General features: G+C 61.5%; 15 protein-coding genes. 1 reads left to right on the top strand and 14 read right to left on the bottom strand.

Annotated features, from left to right (window positions below):
- Nucleotides 1–183 precede the first annotated feature (183 nt).
- From ACODS1_RS19535 to ACODS1_RS19515, 5 genes are all read right to left on the bottom strand, one after another.
- The gene (locus ACODS1_RS19535) at nt 184–972 is read right to left on the bottom strand and encodes a dienelactone hydrolase family protein (RefSeq protein ID WP_489086963.1); all 789 of its coding nucleotides are present in this window, start codon (nt 970–972) and stop codon (nt 184–186) included.
- A gap of 82 nt (nt 973–1,054) precedes the next feature.
- Nucleotides 1,055–2,056, bottom strand: coding sequence for an HD domain-containing phosphohydrolase (locus ACODS1_RS19530; protein WP_489086962.1), 1,002 nt, complete (start codon nt 2,054–2,056; stop codon nt 1,055–1,057).
- Nucleotides 2,053–5,724: a PAS domain S-box protein gene (locus ACODS1_RS19525; RefSeq protein ID WP_489086961.1), complete on the bottom strand. Its 3,672-nt coding sequence runs from the start codon at nt 5,722–5,724 to the stop codon at nt 2,053–2,055. Before ACODS1_RS19525 ends, ACODS1_RS19530 begins: the two co-directional genes overlap by 4 nt.
- A gap of 135 nt (nt 5,725–5,859) precedes the next feature.
- Complete coding sequence (gene htpG / locus ACODS1_RS19520; protein WP_489086960.1) at nt 5,860–7,764, bottom strand: molecular chaperone HtpG; 1,905 nt, start codon at nt 7,762–7,764, stop codon at nt 5,860–5,862.
- A 78-nt stretch (nt 7,765–7,842) separates the two neighbouring features.
- Entirely contained in the window at nt 7,843–9,084 is a 1,242-nt protein-coding gene (locus ACODS1_RS19515; protein ID WP_489086959.1) for an MFS transporter, read from the bottom strand.
- A 172-nt stretch (nt 9,085–9,256) separates the two neighbouring features.
- Here ACODS1_RS19515 and ACODS1_RS19510 point away from each other — a divergent pair, with 172 nt between their 5' ends.
- Nucleotides 9,257–9,547, top strand: a complete 291-nt coding sequence (locus tag ACODS1_RS19510; protein WP_322977958.1) for a hypothetical protein — start codon at nt 9,257–9,259, stop codon at nt 9,545–9,547.
- A 41-nt stretch (nt 9,548–9,588) separates the two neighbouring features.
- On the opposite strand, the gene ACODS1_RS19505 is transcribed toward ACODS1_RS19510, so the two are convergent.
- The 9 genes from ACODS1_RS19505 to ACODS1_RS19465 all read right to left on the bottom strand — a co-directional run bounded on the left by ACODS1_RS19505 (nt 9,589) and on the right by ACODS1_RS19465 (nt 21,438).
- Nucleotides 9,589–9,984: an MAPEG family protein gene (locus ACODS1_RS19505; RefSeq protein ID WP_489086958.1), complete on the bottom strand. Its 396-nt coding sequence runs from the start codon at nt 9,982–9,984 to the stop codon at nt 9,589–9,591.
- The gene (locus tag ACODS1_RS19500; protein ID WP_322977960.1) at nt 9,981–10,715 is read right to left on the bottom strand and encodes a DUF599 domain-containing protein; all 735 of its coding nucleotides are present in this window, start codon (nt 10,713–10,715) and stop codon (nt 9,981–9,983) included. The genes ACODS1_RS19505 and ACODS1_RS19500 overlap by 4 nt, the downstream gene beginning before the upstream one ends.
- 132 nt (nt 10,716–10,847) lie before the next feature.
- Nucleotides 10,848–12,161 carry a branched-chain amino acid transport system II carrier protein gene (gene brnQ / locus ACODS1_RS19495; protein WP_489086957.1) on the bottom strand — a complete coding sequence of 438 codons (1,314 nt, stop codon included), beginning with the start codon at nt 12,159–12,161 and terminating at the stop codon, nt 10,848–10,850.
- Between the two features lie 381 nt (nt 12,162–12,542).
- Nucleotides 12,543–13,430, bottom strand: coding sequence for a succinate--CoA ligase subunit alpha (gene sucD / locus ACODS1_RS19490; RefSeq protein WP_322977962.1), 888 nt, complete (start codon nt 13,428–13,430; stop codon nt 12,543–12,545).
- Nucleotides 13,430–14,596 (bottom strand): ADP-forming succinate--CoA ligase subunit beta, encoded by a 1,167-nt coding sequence (sucC, locus tag ACODS1_RS19485; RefSeq protein WP_322977963.1) that lies wholly within the window; start codon nt 14,594–14,596, stop codon nt 13,430–13,432. Before sucC ends, sucD begins: the two co-directional genes overlap by 1 nt.
- 240 nt (nt 14,597–14,836) lie before the next feature.
- Nucleotides 14,837–16,273 (bottom strand): dihydrolipoyl dehydrogenase, encoded by a 1,437-nt coding sequence (lpdA, locus tag ACODS1_RS19480; RefSeq protein ID WP_322977964.1) that lies wholly within the window; start codon nt 16,271–16,273, stop codon nt 14,837–14,839.
- Between the two features lie 83 nt (nt 16,274–16,356).
- Entirely contained in the window at nt 16,357–17,583 is a 1,227-nt protein-coding gene (gene odhB, locus ACODS1_RS19475; protein WP_489086956.1) for a 2-oxoglutarate dehydrogenase complex dihydrolipoyllysine-residue succinyltransferase, read from the bottom strand.
- A 65-nt stretch (nt 17,584–17,648) separates the two neighbouring features.
- Entirely contained in the window at nt 17,649–20,480 is a 2,832-nt protein-coding gene (locus tag ACODS1_RS19470) for a 2-oxoglutarate dehydrogenase E1 component (protein ID WP_322977966.1), read from the bottom strand.
- 250 nt (nt 20,481–20,730) lie between these two features.
- Complete coding sequence (locus tag ACODS1_RS19465; protein ID WP_322977967.1) at nt 20,731–21,438, bottom strand: succinate dehydrogenase iron-sulfur subunit; 708 nt, start codon at nt 21,436–21,438, stop codon at nt 20,731–20,733.
- Nucleotides 21,439–21,445: the final 7 nt, after the last annotated feature.

Here is a 21,445-nt window from a genome sequence, read left to right as displayed (position 1 = left end):
GCGCATTTCAAAGAAAAGTGAGTCGCCCGAGGGGGCGAAACCCGGAATATCTGAAGACATCCAAAGCGGCGTCCAGAACACCAACACAAGCCAACACACAAACTTGCCAGCCCGGTATGAAGAACCTGAAAAAGCTGCCCTAGGGAGCGCAACCTTGCCTTCAACGCAGCATCGAAGCGGCCGTCACTGCTCGGCAAACACCTCGTCGAACAGGTCGTTCATCGCCTTGAAAGCGCGCGCCGCGACCATCGGATGGTACTGATTAGAGCCCGGCACGTTGGCCTTGGGGTTGGTGAACGAGTGCACCGCACCGCCATAACTGACCAGTTGCCAGTCGGTCTTGGCTGCCTTCATCTCGGCGATGAAGCCGTCGACCTGCGCCTGCGGCACGGCCGGATCATCTGCGCCGTGCAGCACCAACACCGGCGCCTTGATGTTTTGGGCATCGGCCGGATTGGGAGTGTCCAGATTGCCATGGAAGGAAACGAAGCCCTTCAGTGGCGCCCCCGAACGGGCCAGCTCCAGCACGGTGCCACCACCGAAACAGAATCCGATGGCGCCCAGTTTGCTGACATCCAGCGCCACCTCGCTGCTCTGTGCCTTGAGCACTTCGACCGCTACCTGGGCGCGCTTGCGCATCAGTGCCCGGTCGCTACGCACCGTCGTCGCGGCCGCCCTGGCTTCGTCGGCATTGCTCGGGCGAATGGACTTGCCGTACATATCGGCGAGAAACACCACGTACTTGTCACCGGCAGCGCGCGCCGCCTTCTTCACCGTGTCCTCGTTCACGCCCATCCAGTTGGGTACGGCCAATAGCCCAGGGCGTGGGGTGCTGACCGAATCGTCATAGACCAGCACGCCCTCGAAGGCTTCACCGTCGATTTCGTAAGGCACGGGTTTGGCCACCACCGCCGCCTCGGCCAGGCCACCGAGCGTTGCGCACAGGAGCGGCGCCAGGGTTTTCTTCTGCATGGGTTAGCTTCCTCAGGGGTGAATGAGTGAGCTGCTCTGGCATAGCGCACGCGCCATGGATGAGCGGCTCTGGACAAAATGATCAGGCACCCTTTTCGGCCCAACGTTCCTTGATCTGCAGGATTTGCGGCAGGCATTCGATGAACAGCTCGACCAGGCGCGGGTCGAAGTGCCGACCACTCTGCTCGCGCAGGAAGGCGACGGCCTCGTCCACCGGCCAGGCCTGTTTGTAGGGGCGCACGCTGGTTAATGCATCGAACACATCGGCAATGGCGACGATGCGCCCCTCCAGTGGGATCTCTTCGCCGGCGAGGCCATTGGGATAACCACTGCCGTCCCATTTCTCATGGTGCGACAGGGCAATGCGCTGGGCGGTATGCAGCAGCCCGCTGCTGTGCTCACCGATGATGCGCGCGCCGATCTCGACATGCTGGCGCATCACCTGCCATTCCTCATCGTCGAGCTTGCCGGGTTTGCGCAGCACCGCATCGGGAATGCCGATCTTGCCTACGTCGTGCATCGGCGCAGCGTTGAGCAACTCCTCGGCCGCGCTCTCGCTGAAGCCGGCAGCCAGCGCCAGCACCTTGGAAAAATGGCTCATGCGGATCACGTGCAGGCCGGTCTCGTTATCCTTGTACTCGGCCGCCATGCCGAGGCGCTGGACGATCTCCAGGCGCGTCTGTTTCAGCTCGTCGAGGCGCACCAGCGATAGGTGCGTGCGCACCCGTGCACGCACGATGGGGGGGCTGACGGGCTTGGTGATGTAGTCCACCGCGCCGACTTCGAAACCACGCGCCTCGTCGTCCACATCGCCCAGCGCGGTAACGAAGATCACCGGGATCGAGGCCAGCACCGCATTGGCCTTGAGCGCCTGGCACACTTCATAACCGGTCATGCCTGGCATCATCACGTCCAGCAAAATCAGATCCGGCGTTTCCCGCTCGACCATTTCCAGAGCGCGCACGCCCTCCTTGGCGAACAGCAGGCGATAGTCGTCTTGCAGGATATGACGCAACACCTGAAGGTTGGTCGGTTCGTCATCGACCAGCAACAGCAAGGGCCGCGTGTCGTGGGTTTGAGTCATGATGGGGCGGTTTCCTCTTCCTGCAACTGCTGCAATAGCTGATCCAGCGCATCGAGCGCCTGATCGAAATCAAAATCATCCAGCGCCTGGCGAATCAGCGCCAATGTTCCGGCATCCGCCAGCCCGTCATCGAGCACGGCCATGGCCTCGTCATCGAGGCCGCCGCGTTGCAGCGCCGCGCGTAACTTAAGGCACGCCTCGCGTAGCGCCTGTACGTCCTGGGGGCGGTTGCTGGCGTCCTTCTCCGGCACCTGAGGCACGACCTCGGCCACCGCCTGCAACGCGTGTTCGAGACTTCCCAGCAGTTCCCGCAGCCGTACTTCATCCTGAGCCTCGAAGGCCTGCTCAAGCGCCCGGCCCAGGTCAGTCAAGCCAGTCAGCGCCAGGTTGCCTGCGGCGCCATGCAGACGGTGCGCCTGGGCGCGCCCGGCCTCCCAGTCACGGGCGCTGACCAGCATGCTCAAGCGTGCGACTAAACCAGACTGCTCGTCGATGAACGCAGCGATCGCTTCGGCCATGCGCAGCGGCCCGCCCCAGAGGCGGCTGCCGCGTATCCAGTCGAACAATCCTTCGCTACGTACCACACTGGCCAGGGCACCTGGCATGTCCGTAAGGCCACGCAGACGCGCGATTTCCCAGAGCAGCGCATTGAGATCCAGAGGCTTGGACGCGAAGGCATTCATGCCGGCATCCAACGCCGCCTGGCGATCATGGTCGAGCACACTGGCAGTCAGGGCGATGATGGGGATCGGATCACGGCCTTCCGCCGCCTCCCGCGCACGAATCCGGCGTGACGCCTCCAGACCGTCGATACCGGGCATCTGCACGTCCATCAGGATCAGGTCGAAGGGCTCTTCGGCAAACGCAGCAAGCGCCAGTTCACCATCCGCGACCCCGCGAACACGATGCCCCAGGCGCTGCAGGTTGATCTGCAACAGCTCCAGATTCTGCGGCACATCGTCAGCAGCGAGAATGTTCAGTTGGCCAAGGCTCGGCAACGTATGCGTTTGCTGGGGAGCAAGGCGCTTGCCGAGTCGCAGCGGCACCTCGACGCTGAAACAACTGCCCACACCGAGGGTGCTTTCCACACGCAAATGCCCGCCCATCAGCTCCACCAACTGGCGTGAGATGGTGGTTCCAAGCCCTGTCCCGCCAAAACGGCGGCTCATGGATGCATCAGCCTGAGCGAACGGCTCGAAAATCTTCTCCAGGCGCTCGGCTGCAATACCGATGCCCGTGTCGAGCACGGCCAGGCGCATCGCGCCGGCCTTGCCGGAAACGCGTACGCGCACCTCGCCCTGTTGGGTGAACTTGACGGCATTGCCGAGCAGGTTGGTCAGCACCTGCTGCAGGCGCAGTGGATCGCCGCAGAAGTACTCGTCGACCTCCGCCGGATACTCCAGATGCAGGCTCAACCCCTTGTTCTCCGCGGTTAACCGCTGACTGGCGCAAACTTGCTCACACAACTCACGCAGGGAAAAGTCGATCTGCTCCAGTTCGATAGCCCCGCGGTCGAGCTTGGCCGTATCGAGGATGTCATTGAGCAAGCCCAGCAGCGAGCGCGACGAATGCTGCACGGTACCGAGATGGCGACGCTGCTCGCTGGACAGCGGCGTATCCAGCAGCAGCTCGGTGAAGCCGATGATGGCGTTCATCGGCGTGCGAATTTCGTGGCTCATGTTAGCCAGGAAGCTGCTACGCGCCGCCGCCGCCGCCTCGGCGCGATCACGCGCGGTTCGCAGCTCCTGCTCCATCAGTCGCCTGGGAGTCAGGTCGGTAGCCAGCTTGACCACCTTGAAAGGCTTGCCGTCGGTGTCGAGAATCGGGTTGTAGCTCGCCTGAATCCAGACCTCGCGACCATCCTTGCCAATGCGGCAATATTCGCCGGCACGGAACTGACCGGCACGCAGATCCTCCCAGCCCTGCCGGTAGGCATCACTGGCGACCAGCGCCGGATCGCAGAACATGGCATGGTGATGCCCGATCACCTCGTCACGCTCATAACCAAGCAATTGCAGCGCGTTTTCGTTGATATCCAGAATGTTGCCGTCCAGATCGAACTCGATCAGCGCCATGGCCTTGCTGATCGCGGTGACCTTGCCTTCATACTCGGCATTGCGGCGCTTGGTCTCGGTCTGATCGAGCAAGACGCCGTCGATCCACTTGGGGATGCCGTCCTCACCGCATACGGCACTGCCACTCTCCCAGATCCAGTGCTCACGACCGTCACGATCAAACAGCCGGTACTCGACCGTGTAGTTGCGCCCCTGCTCGATCGCCGCGACCACCTCCTCGGCCACCGGTTGATAGTCGTCAGGGTGATACAACTCGGCGATCGAGCAACGCCTGCTGATGAAGTCATCGGCGCTCCAGCCGGTCAGCGTCTGCACCGCATCGCTGATGAACAGCATGGTCCAGTCGCGGTCGAGCAGACAGCGGAAGGAAACGCCAGGAATGTTCGAGATCAGCGAGCGATATTGCTGCTCGCTCTCGCGCAGCGCCTTCTCCATGCTCTGCCGCTCGCTGATATCGGCAACGAAGACGACGAACAGCGGGCGAATACCGGCATGGGTGATGCCGACGCTGATCCGCACCGGCTTCTCTTCTCCATCGCGGGTGACACAGATCAGTTCCTGCTCACCATTGGCCATGGACAGTTGTCCGGTACGTAGATAGTCGCTGAGCAGTCCATCGACCTCAGCGACAAGACGCTGAGGTATCAGCGCGCTCATGTGCATGCCCACCAGCGAATCCGGCTCCCAGCCGAACAAACGCGTGACCGCACGGTTGGCCGAACGTACGACGCCCTGATAATCCACGGTGACGATGGCATCCAGCGCCGTATCGAAGATCGAACGCAGGTGTTGTTCGCTGACCTTGAGCTGCCGACTGAGACGGCGGTAGCGCAGCAAAGTGTTGACCGCCACGACGAAAACCGTGAGCGCGACGGTCAACAGGCTGATGGCACCGGCGACATAGCCGCTGTCGACGATGGCAATCGGCGCATTGCTTTCCGGCGTACCAACGAAACGTGCAGCCGCCATACCGGTGTAATGCATACCACTGATCGCCAGCCCCATTACCAGGGCACTGATCAACAGCGCCCAGAGCGCCGGCAAGCGGCCTTCCAGGCCGAATCGCACCCACAGCGCAAGGATTGCCAAAGCCACCGCCACGACGATGGACAGGGCGAACATCCAGGGGTCATAACGCAGCAAGGGCGCCATCTGCATGGCCTCCATGCCGCAATAGTGCATCGCGCCGATGCCGGCGCCGACCAGTACGCCGCCCGTGCACAACTGCAGCAGGCTCAGATTCCGCCGTGCCAATAGGCTAAGCGCCACCCAGGACGCAGCCAGGCTTGGCAGCATCGAAAGCAGCGTGATGCCCAGATCGAAGCGCACCGTGGCACAGAGTTCGAACGCCAGCATGCCGAGGAAATGCATGGCCCAGATACCACCGCCCAGCGCCAGCGAGCCGGTCAGAATGGTGATCTGGCGTGCCAGCGGGTGACTGCTGTCACGGGCTTCACCGGCCAGTTGCAAGGCCATCCCGGCGGTGAAGACGGCGATGACGAGCGACAGCAGCACCAGAACGGGGTCATAGCTGCTGAGTACGAGGACGCTGGGATCGCCCCCCATGATGAACATCAGTTCGAAAATCGACATACAACCCCGGTAGACAGGCTAGTACCTAGCCAAATGCCAGCATCACAAACGACGCAGGGGCGCTTGTCAATTGAACCTATGCGATGGCGCCCATAGAAAAGCCCGCCGAAGCGGGCTTTTCATGAGCTTAGCCGGTCAGGCGGACAATTCCACCAGCAGCTTGTTCAGGCGCTGCACGTAGGCCGCCGGATCCTTCAAGCTGTCACCTGCGGCCAGAGCGGCCTGATCGAAGAGGATGTGCGACAGGTCGGCGAAGCGATCTTCATCGGCTTCGGCATCCAGGCGCTCGATCAGCGGGTGGCTCGGGTTGAACTCGAAGATGGGCTTGGCGTCCGGCACCTTCTGCCCGCTGGCTTCGAGGATCTGCCGCATTTGCAGGCCGAGATCCTGCTCGCCAATGGCCAGGATCGCCGGCGAATCGGTCAGACGATGCGAGACGCGCACCTCGGCGACCTGCTCACCCAGCGCGCCCTTGAGACGCTCGACCAGCCCTTCCTTGGCTTTGGCGACTTCTTCCTGGGCCTTCTTGTCCTCTTCCGAGTCGAGCTTGCCCAGATCAAGGTCGCCACGAGCGACATCGACGAACTGCTTGCCATCGAATTCGGTCAGGTAGCTCATCAGCCACTCGTCGATACGATCGGTGAGCAGCAGCACCTCGATGCCCTTCTTGCGGAAGACTTCCAGGTGCGGACTGTTCTTGACCTGCGCGTAGCTTTCGCCAGTGAGGTAGTAGATCTTGTCCTGGCCTTCCTTGACGCGGCCCAGGTAGTCGGCCAGCGACACGCTCTGCTCGTCGCCTTCGCCAGCAGTGGAGGCGAAGCGCAGGAGCCCCGCGATCTTCTCCTTGTTGGCGAAGTCCTCTGCCGGGCCTTCCTTGAGCACCTGGCCGAAAGCTTTCCAGAAGGTTTTGTATTCGTCCGGCTTGTCCTTGGCCAGCTTCTCCAGCATGTCCAGCACACGTTTGGTCAGCGCCGACTTCATCGAGTCGATCACAGGATCTTTCTGCAGGATTTCACGGGATACGTTCAGCGACAGGTCGTTGGAATCGACCACACCCTTGATGAAGCGCAGGTACAGCGGCAGGAATTCGTCGGCCTGATCCATGATGAACACACGCTGCACATAGAGCTTGAGGCCCTTGGGTGCTTCGCGGTGGTACAGATCGAACGGCGCACGGCCCGGCACGTAGAGCAGCGAGGTGTACTCCAGCTTGCCTTCGACCTTGTTATGGCTCCAGGTCAGCGGGTTCTCGAAGTCGTGGCCGATATGCTTGTAGAACTCCTGATATTCCTCGTCCTTCACGTCACTGCGCGCGCGCGTCCACAGGGCGCTGGCACGGTTGACGGTTTCCCACTCGGGCTCGGCCGGCTTGTCCTTCTCCTCGCCGTGGTGCTCCTTCGGCAGCTCGATGGGCAGGGCGATATGGTCGGAGTACTTCTTGACGATGTTGCGCAGACGCCAGCCATCGGCGAACTCTTCTTCGCCGGCTTTCAGGTGCAGAACGATACGAGTGCCGCGTTCGGCCTTGTCGATGGTGGCGATGTCGAACTCACCCTCGCCCTTGGACGACCAGTGCACGCCCTCGGCAGCGGACAGACCGGCGCGACGGGTGAATACCTCGACCGTGTCAGCGACGATGAAGGCCGAATAGAAGCCCACACCGAACTGGCCGATCAGGTGTGAATCCTTCTTCTGGTCGCCGGACAGGTTCTTCAGGAAATCGGCGGTGCCGGACTTGGCGATGGTGCCCAGGTGCGCGATGACTTCATCACGGCTCATGCCGATGCCGTTGTCTTCGAGGGTGACGGTCTTGGCGTCCTTGTCGAAGGACAGGCGAATCTTCAGCTCGGCGCCGCCTTCAAGCAGCTCGGGCTTGGCCAGCGCTTCGAAACGCAGCTTGTCGGCGGCGTCGGAAGCGTTGGAGATCAACTCGCGCAGGAAGATTTCCTTGTTCGAGTACAGGGAATGGATCATCAGGTGAAGCAGTTGCTTCACCTCGGTCTGGAAGCCCAGGGTCTCTTTTTGAGTTTCCACACTCATCGTCGTTCTAACTCCATCTGTAGGACAGGAACCGCTACGGCGGCGGATGACCTACAGATGGGGCCAGCCCGATGGATTTCAAGGCTCCAGCAATTGCAGGCTGGCGATCTCTTCGGGTTTGAAGCTGAAGCTGGCCTGGCCACCGCCACTGCCGAGCTGCTGATTGAGGCGCACGCTGCCGTCGGCATCGAGACCGGCGAAACGCCCTTCCACCGTGCCGCCAGTGGTTCGACTCAGGCGCATGAGCAGGTTGCGGTACTGCTCGGGATTGCGCTGCAGGCGCGCTAGACTGAAGCGCTGGCGCCGATCCAGAGGGCGATTGACGGGGAGCTCCTCGGTGCTCGCGCTGCTCACCTTGGGCGCGGGGCTGGCCACGGCCAACGGTGCATAGTGATCACCCTCCACGCCCCAGCCCTGCCCCGCATGCTTGATCAGCCGCACGGGTAAATGCTCGAGACGCTGATCGATTCGCGCCTCGACCTGCAGATCCAGGGGCTCACCGGTAAAGCGAAACACCGGCAGCTTCAAGGAATCGACCTGTGCAGTTGCGAAGCGCCGTTGCAGGTAGTCGTGAAGCACATGAGCAATGGTGTCGGTGGAGTCGTAACTGCGATCGACACGGCCATCACGGTAGCGCAGACCATCGCGGTACAGCTCCACACGCCCACTCAGGCTGGTCTTGAAGCGTGGCGGCAACACCAGGTGAAAATCGCCGATCAGGCGATTGGGGGCCTCGGGGCGCAAGTCCAGATGCAGGGTGTAGCCATGATTCAGGCGCCTGGCCTCGGGGAGATCCTGCTCGGGCAGCAACCAGCTCAGCTCGATTTCGGGCAGATCGCCACTATCTTGTGGCAGCACATCGACCCGAACCTGGTCACCCGACAGCTTGGCCAGACGAATGTTGATCTCGCGCAGGGCGAAGAAATCACTGCCCTCGCGCAAGCTGAGCACACCGTCGATCAACTCGCCCTGCTGGGGCTGGAAGGGCTCACCATTGAGCTCACCGCGCAATTCGATGGCCAGTTCGGCTGGCGCTTTTTCCTCGGCCTTGAGCCAATCCAGACGCAGGATCGCAGCCAGGCGTTCGGCGTCCTTGTTGGCCAGCAGCGTCAGGCCAACGACCAGCGGAATGATCCCCAGCCCGACCAGCATCAGGGCACTGCGCGCCTTGGCCCAATGGCGCAGTACATAGAACAGCGTGATCGGCGGGATCAGGCTGCCCCACCCCCACAGGAGGCTGGTGGAAAAAGCCCGCATCACCAGCCAGACGAGGCCGGTAAGTATCAACAGCAGGCCACCGATTATCAGCAGTGCATCCATCCACGAGTTCCTTGTTGTCGTCAGTGCTGCGCAAGGGCCAAGCATGATAGCGCCTACGCCCGTTGTCGGCATTCGCGTAAGCGAATCGGGAACTTCATCACTCTCGTGCGGCTCCAAGCACTGCGTACGGGCTCAGCCCTGCGCCCATAACTCTCAGACATGGAGTGCTACCGTGAATAAACCTCTGACTTATGCCCTGCTGCTTGCCACTGCCCTGGGTCTCGCTGCTTGCGAGAAAACTCCGGAAGACAAGATGGAGTCGGCCAAAGAGTCAGTCTCCGAAGCGATGGAGAACCTGGGTGACGCCGCCAAAGACACCGGCGAAGCCATCGAGCAGAAAACCAACCAGGCCCTGGGCAACGAGCCCACCACGGGCGAGAAGATTGAGGACGCAGCCAGCGACGCCGCCGACGCCATCAAGGACGCCGGTGATGAAGCCAAGGATGCGGTTGACGGCAAATAAACCTGCCCGAATGAACAAGGCCCGCATCATGCGGGCCTTTTTCATTTCAGTGCCGGGGTCAGCATCAGCAACAGGCTGCAGGCCAGACCGACGATCCACACCAGGCTGCGCTGCCAGTGCAGATCCCACCAGTAGAACAGCAGATACAGCACCCGACTGACGACGAAGGTGACCGCCAGCACATCGACCAGAACGCCATAGGTCTGGGTGACATGGGCCATCAGCACACCGACGGCGAATAGCGGGAAAGCCTCGAAGCTGTTCAGATGCGCGGCCAGCGCACGCGCACCGAAACCAGTCAGACGCGCCTGCTGGGCACGCGGATGATGATTGTCGTAGCGACCGCTACCCTCCTCGGCCATCGCCTTGGCCACCGGAGCCTTGGCGATGAAGATCAACAGGGCGCTGATGAAGATGCACCAGAACGGTAAGCTCATTCACTTTTCTCCTTGGCCGCCTCGGCAGCCGGCGTGGGGGTGTAGACCATCACTTCCAGAACATCTGAGTGGAATTCGCGGCGATACAGCACCAGCACCACACCGGCAGTGACCAGCATGAAGAACCAGGGGTTGATGAACCATGCCAGGGTCGCCATACCGAAATAGTAGGCGCGCAGGCCGAAGTTGAACTGGTTGGCCGCCATCGAAATCACCCGCGCGGCCCGCTCGGCGAAAGCGCGGCGCTCCTGCTCGGTGACGTGACGCTCACCGACCATGGGCGCGGAGCCCACCAGCACCGCGGCGAAATTGTATTGGCGCATGCACCAGCTGAAGGTGAAGAAGGCGTAGACGAAGATCACGCCCAGGCACAGCAGCTTGATCTCGGAAAGACCCCGGCTGGCCGGCTGCACGAACGGAATGTCGGCCAGCAGTGACAGCGCGCGGTCGGAAGCGCCAAGCACGGTGAGAATACCGGCCAGGATGATCAGCGTGCTGGAGGCGAAGAACGAGGCGTTGCGCTCGAGGTTGCCGATCACGTTGGCATCGGCGATGCGGTTCTCGCGCAGCAGCATGCGGCGCATCCAGTCTTCGCGATACAGATGCAGAACACTGGCCAGACACGGCGTAGTGCGGCCCTTCCACGAGGCATAACGGGTGTAGCCGCCCCAGCACAGGACGAACCAGAGCGCGGCGAGAACATGAAGCAGGTGAGTGTCGCTGATGGGCATGCCAACTCCTTGTAAGACTGCCGCGAATTATAGCCAGAGCATCAACGTCCCGGTTCGATAAAAGGCAAAGTAAAACGCCGCGAAATAGCGGCGTTTGCAAAACCTAGCAGGAGCCTCGTGAGCTCAACCGGCTCAGGCAGTCTTGGCTTGTCGGGTACCGACGATACGGTCGAGCAGGAAGACCACAGCCAGCGTGATCAACACCGGCACCAGCCAGCCAAGGCTCTTGTCGGCCATGGGCAGTTGCCCGAACCATGCCGGCACCCAGTCACCGAAAGCCGATGCTGCCAGACCATCGGCCACGCCGAAAATCAGGGTCACCACCATCACCGGCACGAAGACCAGTGACTGCGAGCGCCACAGACCACTGGCCAGGCTCAGAGCGACCAGCACGATGGCCAGCGGGTACAGGCCGACCAATACGGGAACGGAGAAGCTGATCAGTTGAGTCAGCCCCTGGTTGGCAACGACCAGGCTGAATACGCCGAATGTGATCACCACCACGCGATAGGAAACCGGCAGCAGCTTGCTGAAGAACTCGCCACACGCCGTCAGCAGGCCAACGGCAGTGGTCAGGCATGCGAGGGTGATGACCACCGCCAGCAGCAGACTGCCGAGCGTGCCGAAGGTGTGCTGCACGTAGGTGGTCAACACTTGCACGCCATTTTGCGCATCCCCTGCGATGCCCTGACTGGTCGCGCCCAGGTAGAACAGCGTCAGATACACCAGCGACAGCCCCGTGGCGGCGATGACGCCTGCGATCACCGAATAGCGCGTTACCAGCCCGGCTTCGCTGACGCCTCGATCACGAATGGCACTGGCAATGACGATACCGAACACCAGCGCACCGAGCGTGTCCATGGTCAGGTAACCCTGCAGGAACCCTTGCACCAGCGGCGCCTCACGATAGCTCTCCTGCACTTCACCCAGGCCACCCGCCGGGGCGAACAGCGCCGCGCTACCCAACACCAGCAGTGCGGCCAGCAGAACCGGCGTAATGAACTTGCCGATGCGGTCGACCAGGCGCCCAGGATTCAGCGACAGGAACAACACCACGGAGAAATAGGCGATGGTGTAGAGCATCAGCGGCAGTGGTTCGTTGCCACTGAAGGGCGCGATGCCCATTTCGAACGAGACCACCGCCGTTCGCGGCGTGGCGAACAACGGGCCAATGGCGAGGTAGACAGCCACCGCCAGCGCCGTGCCGGCCACCTTGCCGAGCGGAGCGGTCAGGCTGTCCATGCCGCCGCCAACGCGAGCCAGCGCCACCACGGTCAACAAGGGCAAGCCCACGCCCGTAAGGAGGAAACCGAGCGCCGCCGGCAGAAGATTCGACCCTGCGGCCAAACCGGCGCTGGGCGGGAAGATGATATTGCCAGCGCCAAGAAACAGCGCAAATGTCATGAAGCCTAGGGCCAGGAGATCCGAGCCTTGCAAACGAGTCATAGAGGGGAGTACCACAGGCAGAAAATCAAGAAATCGCGAGGGTTTCCTTCAGGGATCGGGGAAACGTCGCTCGAGCGTTTGGCCCGAGCCACTGCACGCATCGCCAGCGCTTGTGACGCCACGGACGCGATAAGCCGACAATGTTAACCAAAACCGCCCAGCCTCCGCTTGGCAGAGGGTAAAGCTGTCGAACCAGCGCAAATGACTGTCGCATGCCTGATCGTTTCACCGCTGCGACAACGATGCCTCCCCTACCCTCGGCACGTTCGACCCTGGCGTGGATGTCGCAGGCAGAGTGCCGAATGGCCATGTCCGCAGCTAAAAAATGCCCCAAAGAAAAAGGCCACCCGAAGGTGGCCTTTCTCGATCCGCTAAGAACGCTTAGGCGTTCTTGGCTTCCCAACCGGTCAGCTCGGCCAGAGCCTTGCCGATGTCAGCCAGGGAACGCACGGTTTTCACACCGGCGTCTTGCAGGGCAGCGAATTTCTCGTCTGCAGTGCCTTTGCCGCCGGAGATGATGGCGCCAGCGTGGCCCATGCGCTTGCCGGGCGGAGCGGTCACACCAGCGATGTAGGACACTACAGGCTTGGTGACGTTGGCCTTGATGAAGGCAGCCGCTTCTTCCTCGGCCGAACCACCGATTTCACCGATCATGACGATGGCTTCGGTTTTCGGGTCTTCCTGGAACAGCTTCAGGATATCGATGAAGTTGGAGCCCGGGATGGGGTCACCGCCGATGCCCACGCAGGTGGACTGGCCGAAGCCGGCGTCGGTGGTCTGCTTCACGGCTTCATAGGTCAGGGTGCCCGAACGGGACACGATGCCGACTTTGCCTGGCAGGTGGATGTGACCCGGCATGATGCCGATCTTGCACTCGCCGGGAGTGATCACGCCCGGGCAGTTCGGGCCGATCAGGCGTACGCCCAGCTCGTCGCACTTGACCTTGGCTTCCAGCATGTCGATGGTCGGAATGCCTTCGGTGATGCAGACGATCAGCTTGATGCCGCCGTTGGCTGCTTCCAGGATCGAGTCCTTGCAGAACGGAGCCGGAACGTAGATGACCGAAGCGTCGGCGCCAGTGGCTTCAACGGCTTCTTTCACGGTGTTGAACACCGGCAGGCCCAGGTGAGTGGTGCCGCCCTTGCCCGGGGTCACGCCGCCAACCATCTTGGTGCCGTAGGCGATGGCTTGTTCGGAGTGGAAGGTACCTTGCGAGCCAGTGAAACCCTGGCAGATGACCTTGGTGTCTTTATTGATCAGGACGCTCATTACTTGCCCTCCGCAGCTTTGACGACTTGCTGAGCAGCGTCGGTCAGGCTGGTTGCCGCGATGATGTTCAGACCGCTTTCGGCCAGGACCTTGGCGCCCAGCTCAGCGTTGTTGCCTTCCAGACGGACGACGACCGGGATTTTCACGCCGACTTCTTTCACGGCGCCGATGATGCCTTCGGCAATCATGTCGCAACGAACGATGCCGCCGAAGATGTTCACCAGAACGGCAGCGACGTTGCTGTCGGACAGGATGATCTTGAACGCTTCGGTCACACGCTCTTTGGTCGCACCGCCGCCAACGTCGAGGAAGTTGGCCGGCTTGCCGCCGTGCAGGTTGACGATGTCCATGGTGCCCATGGCCAGGCCAGCGCCGTTGACCATGCAGCCGATGTTGCCTTCCAGCGCAACGTAGTTCAGCTCCCACTTCTGCGCATGGGCTTCACGAGCATCGTCCTGGGACGGGTCGTGCATGGCGCGCAGCTTGGGCTGACGGTACATAGCGTTGGAGTCGATGTTGATCTTGGCGTCCAGGCAGTGCAGGTTGCCGTCGGCCTTGATCACCAGCGGGTTCACTTCCAGCAGCGCCAGGTCGTAGTCCTGGAACAGCTTGGCCAGGCCAACGAAGATGTGGGTGAACTGCTTGATCTGATCGCCTTCCAGACCCAGTTGGAAAGCCAGTTCGCGACCCTGGTACGGCTGAGCGCCAACCAGCGGATCAACGGTGGCCTTGAGGATCTTCTCAGGGGTTTCGTGAGCCACTTTCTCGATGTCCACGCCACCTTCGGTGGAAGCCATGAACACGATGCGACGGCTGGAGCGGTCAACGACGGCGCCCAGGTACAGTTCCTTGGCGATGTCGGTGCAGGATTCGACCAGGATTTTGCTGACCGGCTGACCGTTGGCGTCAGTCTGGTAGGTCACCAGACGCTTGCCCAGCCAGTTGGCGGCGAAGGCCTTGGCGTCTTCTTTGCTCTTGACCAGCTTTACGCCACCGGCTTTGCCGCGGCCACCAGCGTGGACCTGAGCCTTGACAACCCACTCGCTGCCACCGATTTTTTCGCAGGCTTCTGCGGCTTCTTCCGGGGTGTCTACCGCGAAGCCCTTGGATACGGGCAGGCCGTATTCAGCGAACAGCTGCTTACCCTGATACTCGTGAAGATTCATGCTTGTCTACCGTCTTCGTTTAGGTATTGCGCATTCGGCGCTGTACTTGTGATACCGCGCCACCTGTGACTGCCTGAGCAGTCCGCCGGGCGTTCCGCCGCGAGTCGAGCTCGACGCGGGCATCCCGACGTGGTTCTGCTTGCAAACACCACCGCTGTGAGGGGGCGATTACGCGACGCCCCGTCTACTCCAGTGGCTTACAACAACTCGAGTGGCCGAACAGGTCGGCCACTGCCACGCTTAGCGCTTCTTGCGGTTGGCGATGTGGATCGCGCCACCGTTCACGGCCAGGGCAGCTTCATGCAGCGCCTCAGACAGCGTCGGGTGGGAGAAGACCATCATGCCCAGGTCTTCGGCGCTGGTGCCGAATTCCATGCCGATCGCACCTTGCTGAACCAGTTCGGCAGCGCTCGGGCCGATCACGTGAACGCCCAGAACGCGGTCGGTATTGGCATCCGCGATAACCTTGACCAGACCACCGGTGTCGTTGGCAGCCATGGCGCGACCGCTGGCAGCGAACGGGAAGGTACCTACGTTGACGGCAACGCCTTCGGCCTTCAGTTGCTGCTCGGTCTTGCCGACCCATGCGATTTCCGGGTGGGTGTAGATCACCGACGGAACCAGGTCGTAGTTCATCTGGGCCTTGTGGCCAGCGATACGCTCGGCAACCATCACGCCCTCTTCCGAGGCTTTGTGCGCGAGCATGGCGCCACGCACCACATCACCCACGGCATAAACGCCCGGAACACTGGTTTCGCACTGGTCGTTGACGTAGATATAGCCACGCTCGTCCAGGGTGACGCCACTGTCAGCAGCCAGCAGATCGGTGGTCACCGGGCGACGGCCGACAGCCACGATCAGCTTGTCGAACACCATCTTCTGCTCGCCGTTGGCGTCAGTGAAGGTGACGGTAACCTGCTTCTTCTTAACTTCGGTACCGGTAACGCGAGCACCCAGACGGATATCCAGACCCTGCTTGGTCAGGGTCTTCTGGGCTTCCTTGGCGATCTGCTCGTCGGCAGCGGCAAGGAACTTGTCCATGGCTTCCAGTACGGTGACTTCGGAACCCAGGCGAGCCCAGACCGAACCCAGCTCCAGACCGATCACGCCGGCGCCGATGACGCCCAGCTTCTTCGGCACGCTCTGGAATTCCAGGGCGCCGGTGGAGTCGACGATCACGTCCTGATCGACCGGGGCCGGCGGGATTTCGACCGGTTTGGAACCGGAAGCGATGATCACGTGGGCGGCTTCAACCACTTCGGTCTTTCCGTCGGTGCCGGTGACTTCGACCTGCTTGCCAGCCAGCAGCTTGCCGTGGCCTTCCAGCAGGGTCACACCATTGGCCTTGAACAGCGAGCCGATGCCGCCGGTCAGGTTCTTAACGATGGTGGCCTTGCGACCGATCATCGCCGGTACGTCGATGGTCACGCCCTTGGCTTCGATACCGTGTACGGCAAAGCCTTCTTTCGCTTCGTGGTACTTCCAGGAGCTGTCCAGCAGCGCCTTGGACGGAATGCAACCGACGTTCAAGCAGGTACCGCCGAGTGCGACCTTGCCGTCCTTGCCCTGGTACTTCTCGATGCAGGCGGTTTTGAGGCCGAGTTGGGCGGCCTTGATGGCGGCAACATAGCCGCCAGGGCCGGCACCGATGACTACCACGTCGAATTTCTGGGTCATAACTTTCTCCTAATCCTTAAGCGTCAAACGGCAAGCTGCAAGTCGGAGCTGAGCGCCCCGAACTCGCAGCTCACCGCTGATTTTTAGATGTCCAGCAGCAGGCGAGCCGGATCTTCGAGCAGGTTCTTGATGGTCACCAGGAAAGTCACGGCTTCCTTACCATCGATCAGGCGGTGATCGTAAGACAGCGCCAGGTACATCATCGGGCGGATCACGACTTGGCCGTTGATCGCCATCGGGCGCTGGATGATGTTGTGCATGCCCAGAATGGCCGCTTGCGGCGGGTTGACGATCGGGGTCGACATCATCGAACCGAAGGTACCACCATTGGTGATGGTGAAGGTACCGCCGGTCATTTCCTCGATGGACAGCTTGCCGTCACGCGCTTTCTTGCCGAAGGTGGCGATGCCGTTTTCGATCTCGGCCAGGCTCATCAGCTCGGCGTTGCGCAGTACCGGAACCACCAGACCACGGTCGCTGGACACGGCAACACCGATGTCGGCATAGCCGTGGTAAACGATGTCGTTGCCGTCGATCGAGGCGTTGACTGCCGGGAAACGCTTCAGCGCTTCGGTGGCGGCCTTGACGAAGAAGGACATGAAGCCCAGGCGCACGCCGTTGTGGGACTTCTCGAACAGATCCTTGTACTTCGAACGCAGGGCCATGACTTCGGTCATGTCGACTTCGTTGAAGGTGGTCAGCATGGCCATGGAGGACTGAGCCTCGACCAGACGCTCGGCGATCTTGGCGCGCAGGCGGGTCATCGGCACACGCTTCTCGGTGCGGTCGCCAGTGGCAACGACCGGAGCGGCGGCAGCAGCAGCGGCCGGCTTGGCAGCGGCGGCTGGCGCGTTCTTCTTGGCTTCGACGGCAGCGACCACGTCTTCCTTGGTCACACGACCACCTTTGCCGGTGCCGGCGATGCTGTTCGGATCGATGCCGTTCTCTTCGGCGAGCTTGCGCGCGGCCGGCGAGAGGATGGCGTCGTCACCAGCAGCAGCGGCCGGGGCAGCAGCTTGGGCCGGAGCGGCAGCAGCAGCCGGGGCGGCGGCCGGAGCAGCAGCGGCAGCGCCACCTTCGGTCAGCTTGCCGAGCAGTTCGTTGGAGAGAACGGTGTCGCCTTCGTTCTTGATGATTTCAGCCAGAACGCCGTCGGCCTCGGCCAGCACTTCGATCACGACCTTGTCGGTTTCGATGTCGACGATCAGCTCGTCACGCTTGACGGCTTCGCCCGGCTTCTTGTGCCAGGTGGCAACGGTGCCATCGGCAACCGATTCCGGGAAGGTTGGGGCTTTGATCTCGATAGCCATTGTGTGCGTTTCCTTAAATTCGGTTTAACCGGGAGGTGACATCTGCCACCTCCCGGATGAAGGCGTTAAACAGTAAAGGCGTCCTGCAGCAGTTTTTCCTGCTGCTCGGCGTGCATCGATGCGTAACCGCAAGCGGGGGCTGCAGACGCGTCACGACCGGCGTACTCGAGGAACAGCGTCTTCTTGTGCGCGGAGGTGACACGACGCATGTGGTGCTGGCTGCAGTACCAAGCGCCCTGGTTCATCGGCTCTTCCTGGCACCAGACCACGTGCTTGAGGTTCTTGTACGGCGCCAGCGCTTCGGTCAGATCCTCTTCCGGGAACGGATAGAGCTGCTCGATACGCACGATGGCAGTATCTTCGCGGCCTTCGGCACGACGCTTCTCCAGCAGGTCGTAGTAGACCTTGCCACTGCACAGGATCATGCGCTCGACCTTTTTCGGATCCAGCGAATCGATCTCGCCGATCACGGTCTGGAAGGAGCCTTCGGCCAGTTCTTCCAGGGTCGAGATAGCCAACTTGTGACGCAGCAGCGACTTCGGCGTGAGCACCACCAGCGGCTTGCGCAGCGGGCGAATCACCTGACGACGCAGCATGTGGTAGACCTGAGCCGGGGTGGTCGGCACGCACACCTGCATGTTGTGCTCGGCGCACAGTTGCAGATAACGCTCCAGACGCGCCGAGCTGTGCTCAGGGCCCTGCCCTTCATAGCCATGCGGCAGCAGAACGGTCAGACCGCACAGACGGCCCCACTTGGTCTCGCCACTGGAAATGAACTGGTCGAATACCACCTGGGCACCGTTGGCGAAGTCGCCGAACTGGGCTTCCCAGATCACCAACGCGTTAGGCGTGGTAGTGGCGTAGCCGTATTCGAACGCCAGCACCGCTTCCTCGGAGAGGTAGGAGTCGTACAGTTCGAACTTCGGCTGACCGTCGTACAGGTTCTTCAGCGGAACGTAGGTCGAGGCATCCTTCTGGTTGTGCAGCACCGCATGACGGTGCGAGAAGGTACCGCGGCCAATGTCCTGACCGGTCATACGGATCGGGTGTCCTTCGACCAGCAGCGTGGCATAGGCCATGGTCTCGGCGAAGCCCCAGTTGATCGGCAGGCCACCGGCGCCCATCTTCTGGCGATCTTCGAGGATCTTCGACACCTGGCGCTGCACCAGGAAACCTTCCGGAATTTCCAGCAGCTTGGCGGATAGTTCCTGCAGGGTCTTCAGATCGAAGCGAGTGTCGTGACGCGCGGTCCAGGCATGGCCCAGGTAAGGACGCCAATCGACGAACAGCTCCTTGTTCGGCTCCTTGACCAGACTCTTGACCACGTGCTGACCGTTATCCAGGGCAGTACGGTAGTCGTCGATCTTGGCTTGCACAGCATCGCTGCTCAGCGCGCCGGCGGCGATCAGCGCGTCAGCGTAGAGTTCACGAGTAGTGCGCTGCTTGGCGATCTGCTGGTACATCAGCGGCTGGGTGCCGTTCGGCTCGTCGGCCTCGTTGTGGCCACGACGACGGTAGCAAACCAGGTCAATGACCACGTCACGCTTGTACTGCATGCGGTAATCGACAGCCAGCTGGGTCACGAACAGCACGGCTTCCGGATCATCACCATTCACATGGAAGATCGGCGCCTGGATCATCTTGGCCACGTCGGTGGCGTACTCGGTGGAGCGCGCATCCAGCGGGTTGCTGATGGTGAAACCAACCTGGTTGTTGATCACGATGTGGATGGTGCCACCCGTCTTGTAACCACGGGTCTGCGACATCTGGAAGGTTTCCATGACCACGCCCTGACCGGCGAACGCCGCGTCACCGTGGATGGAAATCGGCAGTACCTTGTCGCCAGTGGCGTCGCTGCGACGATCCTGACGGGCACGCACGGAACCTTCGACCACCGGGGAAACGATTTCCAGGTGCGAAGGGTTGAACGCCAGCGCCAGATGCACTTCGCCGCCGGCGGTCATGACGTTGGACGAGAAGCCCTGGTGGTACTTCACATCACCGGAGGACAGACCTTCGGTCTTCTTGCCTTCGAACTCGTCGAACAGGTCGCGCGGGTTCTTGCCAAAGGTGTTGACCAGTACGTTCAGACGGCCACGGTGGGCCATGCCGATGACGATTTCCTTGGTGCCGTAGGAGCCGGAACGCTGGATGATTTCGTCCAGCATCGGAATCAGGCTCTCGCCGCCTTCCAGACCGAAACGCTTGGTGCCCGGGTACTTGGTGCCCAGGTACTTTTCCAGACCTTCGGCAGCGGTCACGCGCTCGAGCACGTGCGCCTGCACTTCGGCAGAAAACTGCGGACGACCACGCACGCTTTCCAGGCGCTGGGCGAACCAGTTGCGTTGACCGGAATCGACGATGTGGGTGAACTCGGCGCCGATGGTGCGACAATATGTCTGCTGCAGCGCATCGCGAATTTCGCGTAGCGTTGCTTCTTCTTTGCCGATATACAGCTCGCCAGTACGGAAGGTGGTATCCAGATCGGCGTCGGTCAGACCATAGTGATTGATCGACAGATCGGAAGGTGCAGTGCGAACCCACAGCCCCAGCGGATCGAGCTGGGCAGCCTGATGACCACGCATGCGATAGGCCTGGATCAGGCGCAGCACTTCCACCTGCTTCTTCTCGTGCTCGCTGCTGACCGCCCCGGCGGAAACCGGTTGAGCACGGCGCGAGTTCTTGGCGAGCAGGACGAAATGATCGCGAATGGTCGAGTGCGATACGTCCGTGGTGCCGCTGCCATCGGTCGGCAGCTTCTGGAAGTATGTGCGCCACTCTTCTGGCACAGCGTTGGGATCGTGCAGGTAGAGCTCATAGAGCTCTTCCACGTAGGCAGCGTTACCACCGGATAGGTGGGCGCTTTCCCACATGCGCTGCATCACGCTTTCTTGCATGCTTGGTCACCCTCGGTAAGGGGACACCACCGGCGTGGACGTCGCATGGTCTTACCAGAGTCCTGATTGTCGCGACTCGGATAAAGCCACTTCGGGTCCCGCAGATAGCCCGGGTACCAGCCCGGATGCCCCTGCTGGTCGTCATATTTTTCAAATATGAGCCACGGCTTTGTGAGCTGTGGCTCTGGCTTGTGCTGCATTACCGGCCGAAGCCGGTAATGCAGATGTTACAGGTAAAGCAACTTGCGAATCAGGTACCGCTCTGCAGCAGCATGTTGCGTACGTGACCGATGGCCTTGGTCGGGTTCAGACCCTTGGGGCACACGTTCACGCAGTTCATGATGCCGCGGCAGCGGAATACGCTGAACGGATCATCCAGCGACGCCAGACGGTCGGCCGTCTTGGTGTCACGGCTGTCGGCCAGGAAGCGGTAGGCCTGCAGCAATGCAGCGGGACCGAGGAACTTGTCCGGGTTCCACCAGAACGACGGGCAGCTGGTCGAGCAGCAGGCGCACAGGATGCACTCGTACAGACCATCGAGCTTCTCGCGATCTTCCGGGCTCTGCAGACGTTCGATGGCCGGAGCCGGGGTATCGTTCTGCAGGAACGGCTGCACCTTCTCGTACTGCTTGTAGAAGATGCTCATATCGACGACGAGGTCACGAATCACCGGCAGACCCGGCAGCGGGCGAATCACCAGCTTGCCGCCCTTCAGCCCCGCTGCGGACAGCGGAGTGATGCAGGCCAGGCCGTTCTTGCCGTTGATGTTCATGCCGTCGGAGCCGCAAACGCCTTCACGGCAGGAGCGACGATAGGAGAAACCCTCGTCCTGCTCCTTGATCAGCGCCAGCACGTCGAGAACCATGACGTCCTTGCCGCCGGTATCAACCTGGAAGTCCTGCATGAAGGGCGCAGCGTCCTTCTCCGGGTTGTAGCGATAAACACTGACTTGCAACATATCGGTC

This window comes from Pseudomonas sp. FG29 (assembly GCF_057809355.1).
This window is presented reverse-complemented; position numbering and strand designations above follow the sequence as displayed.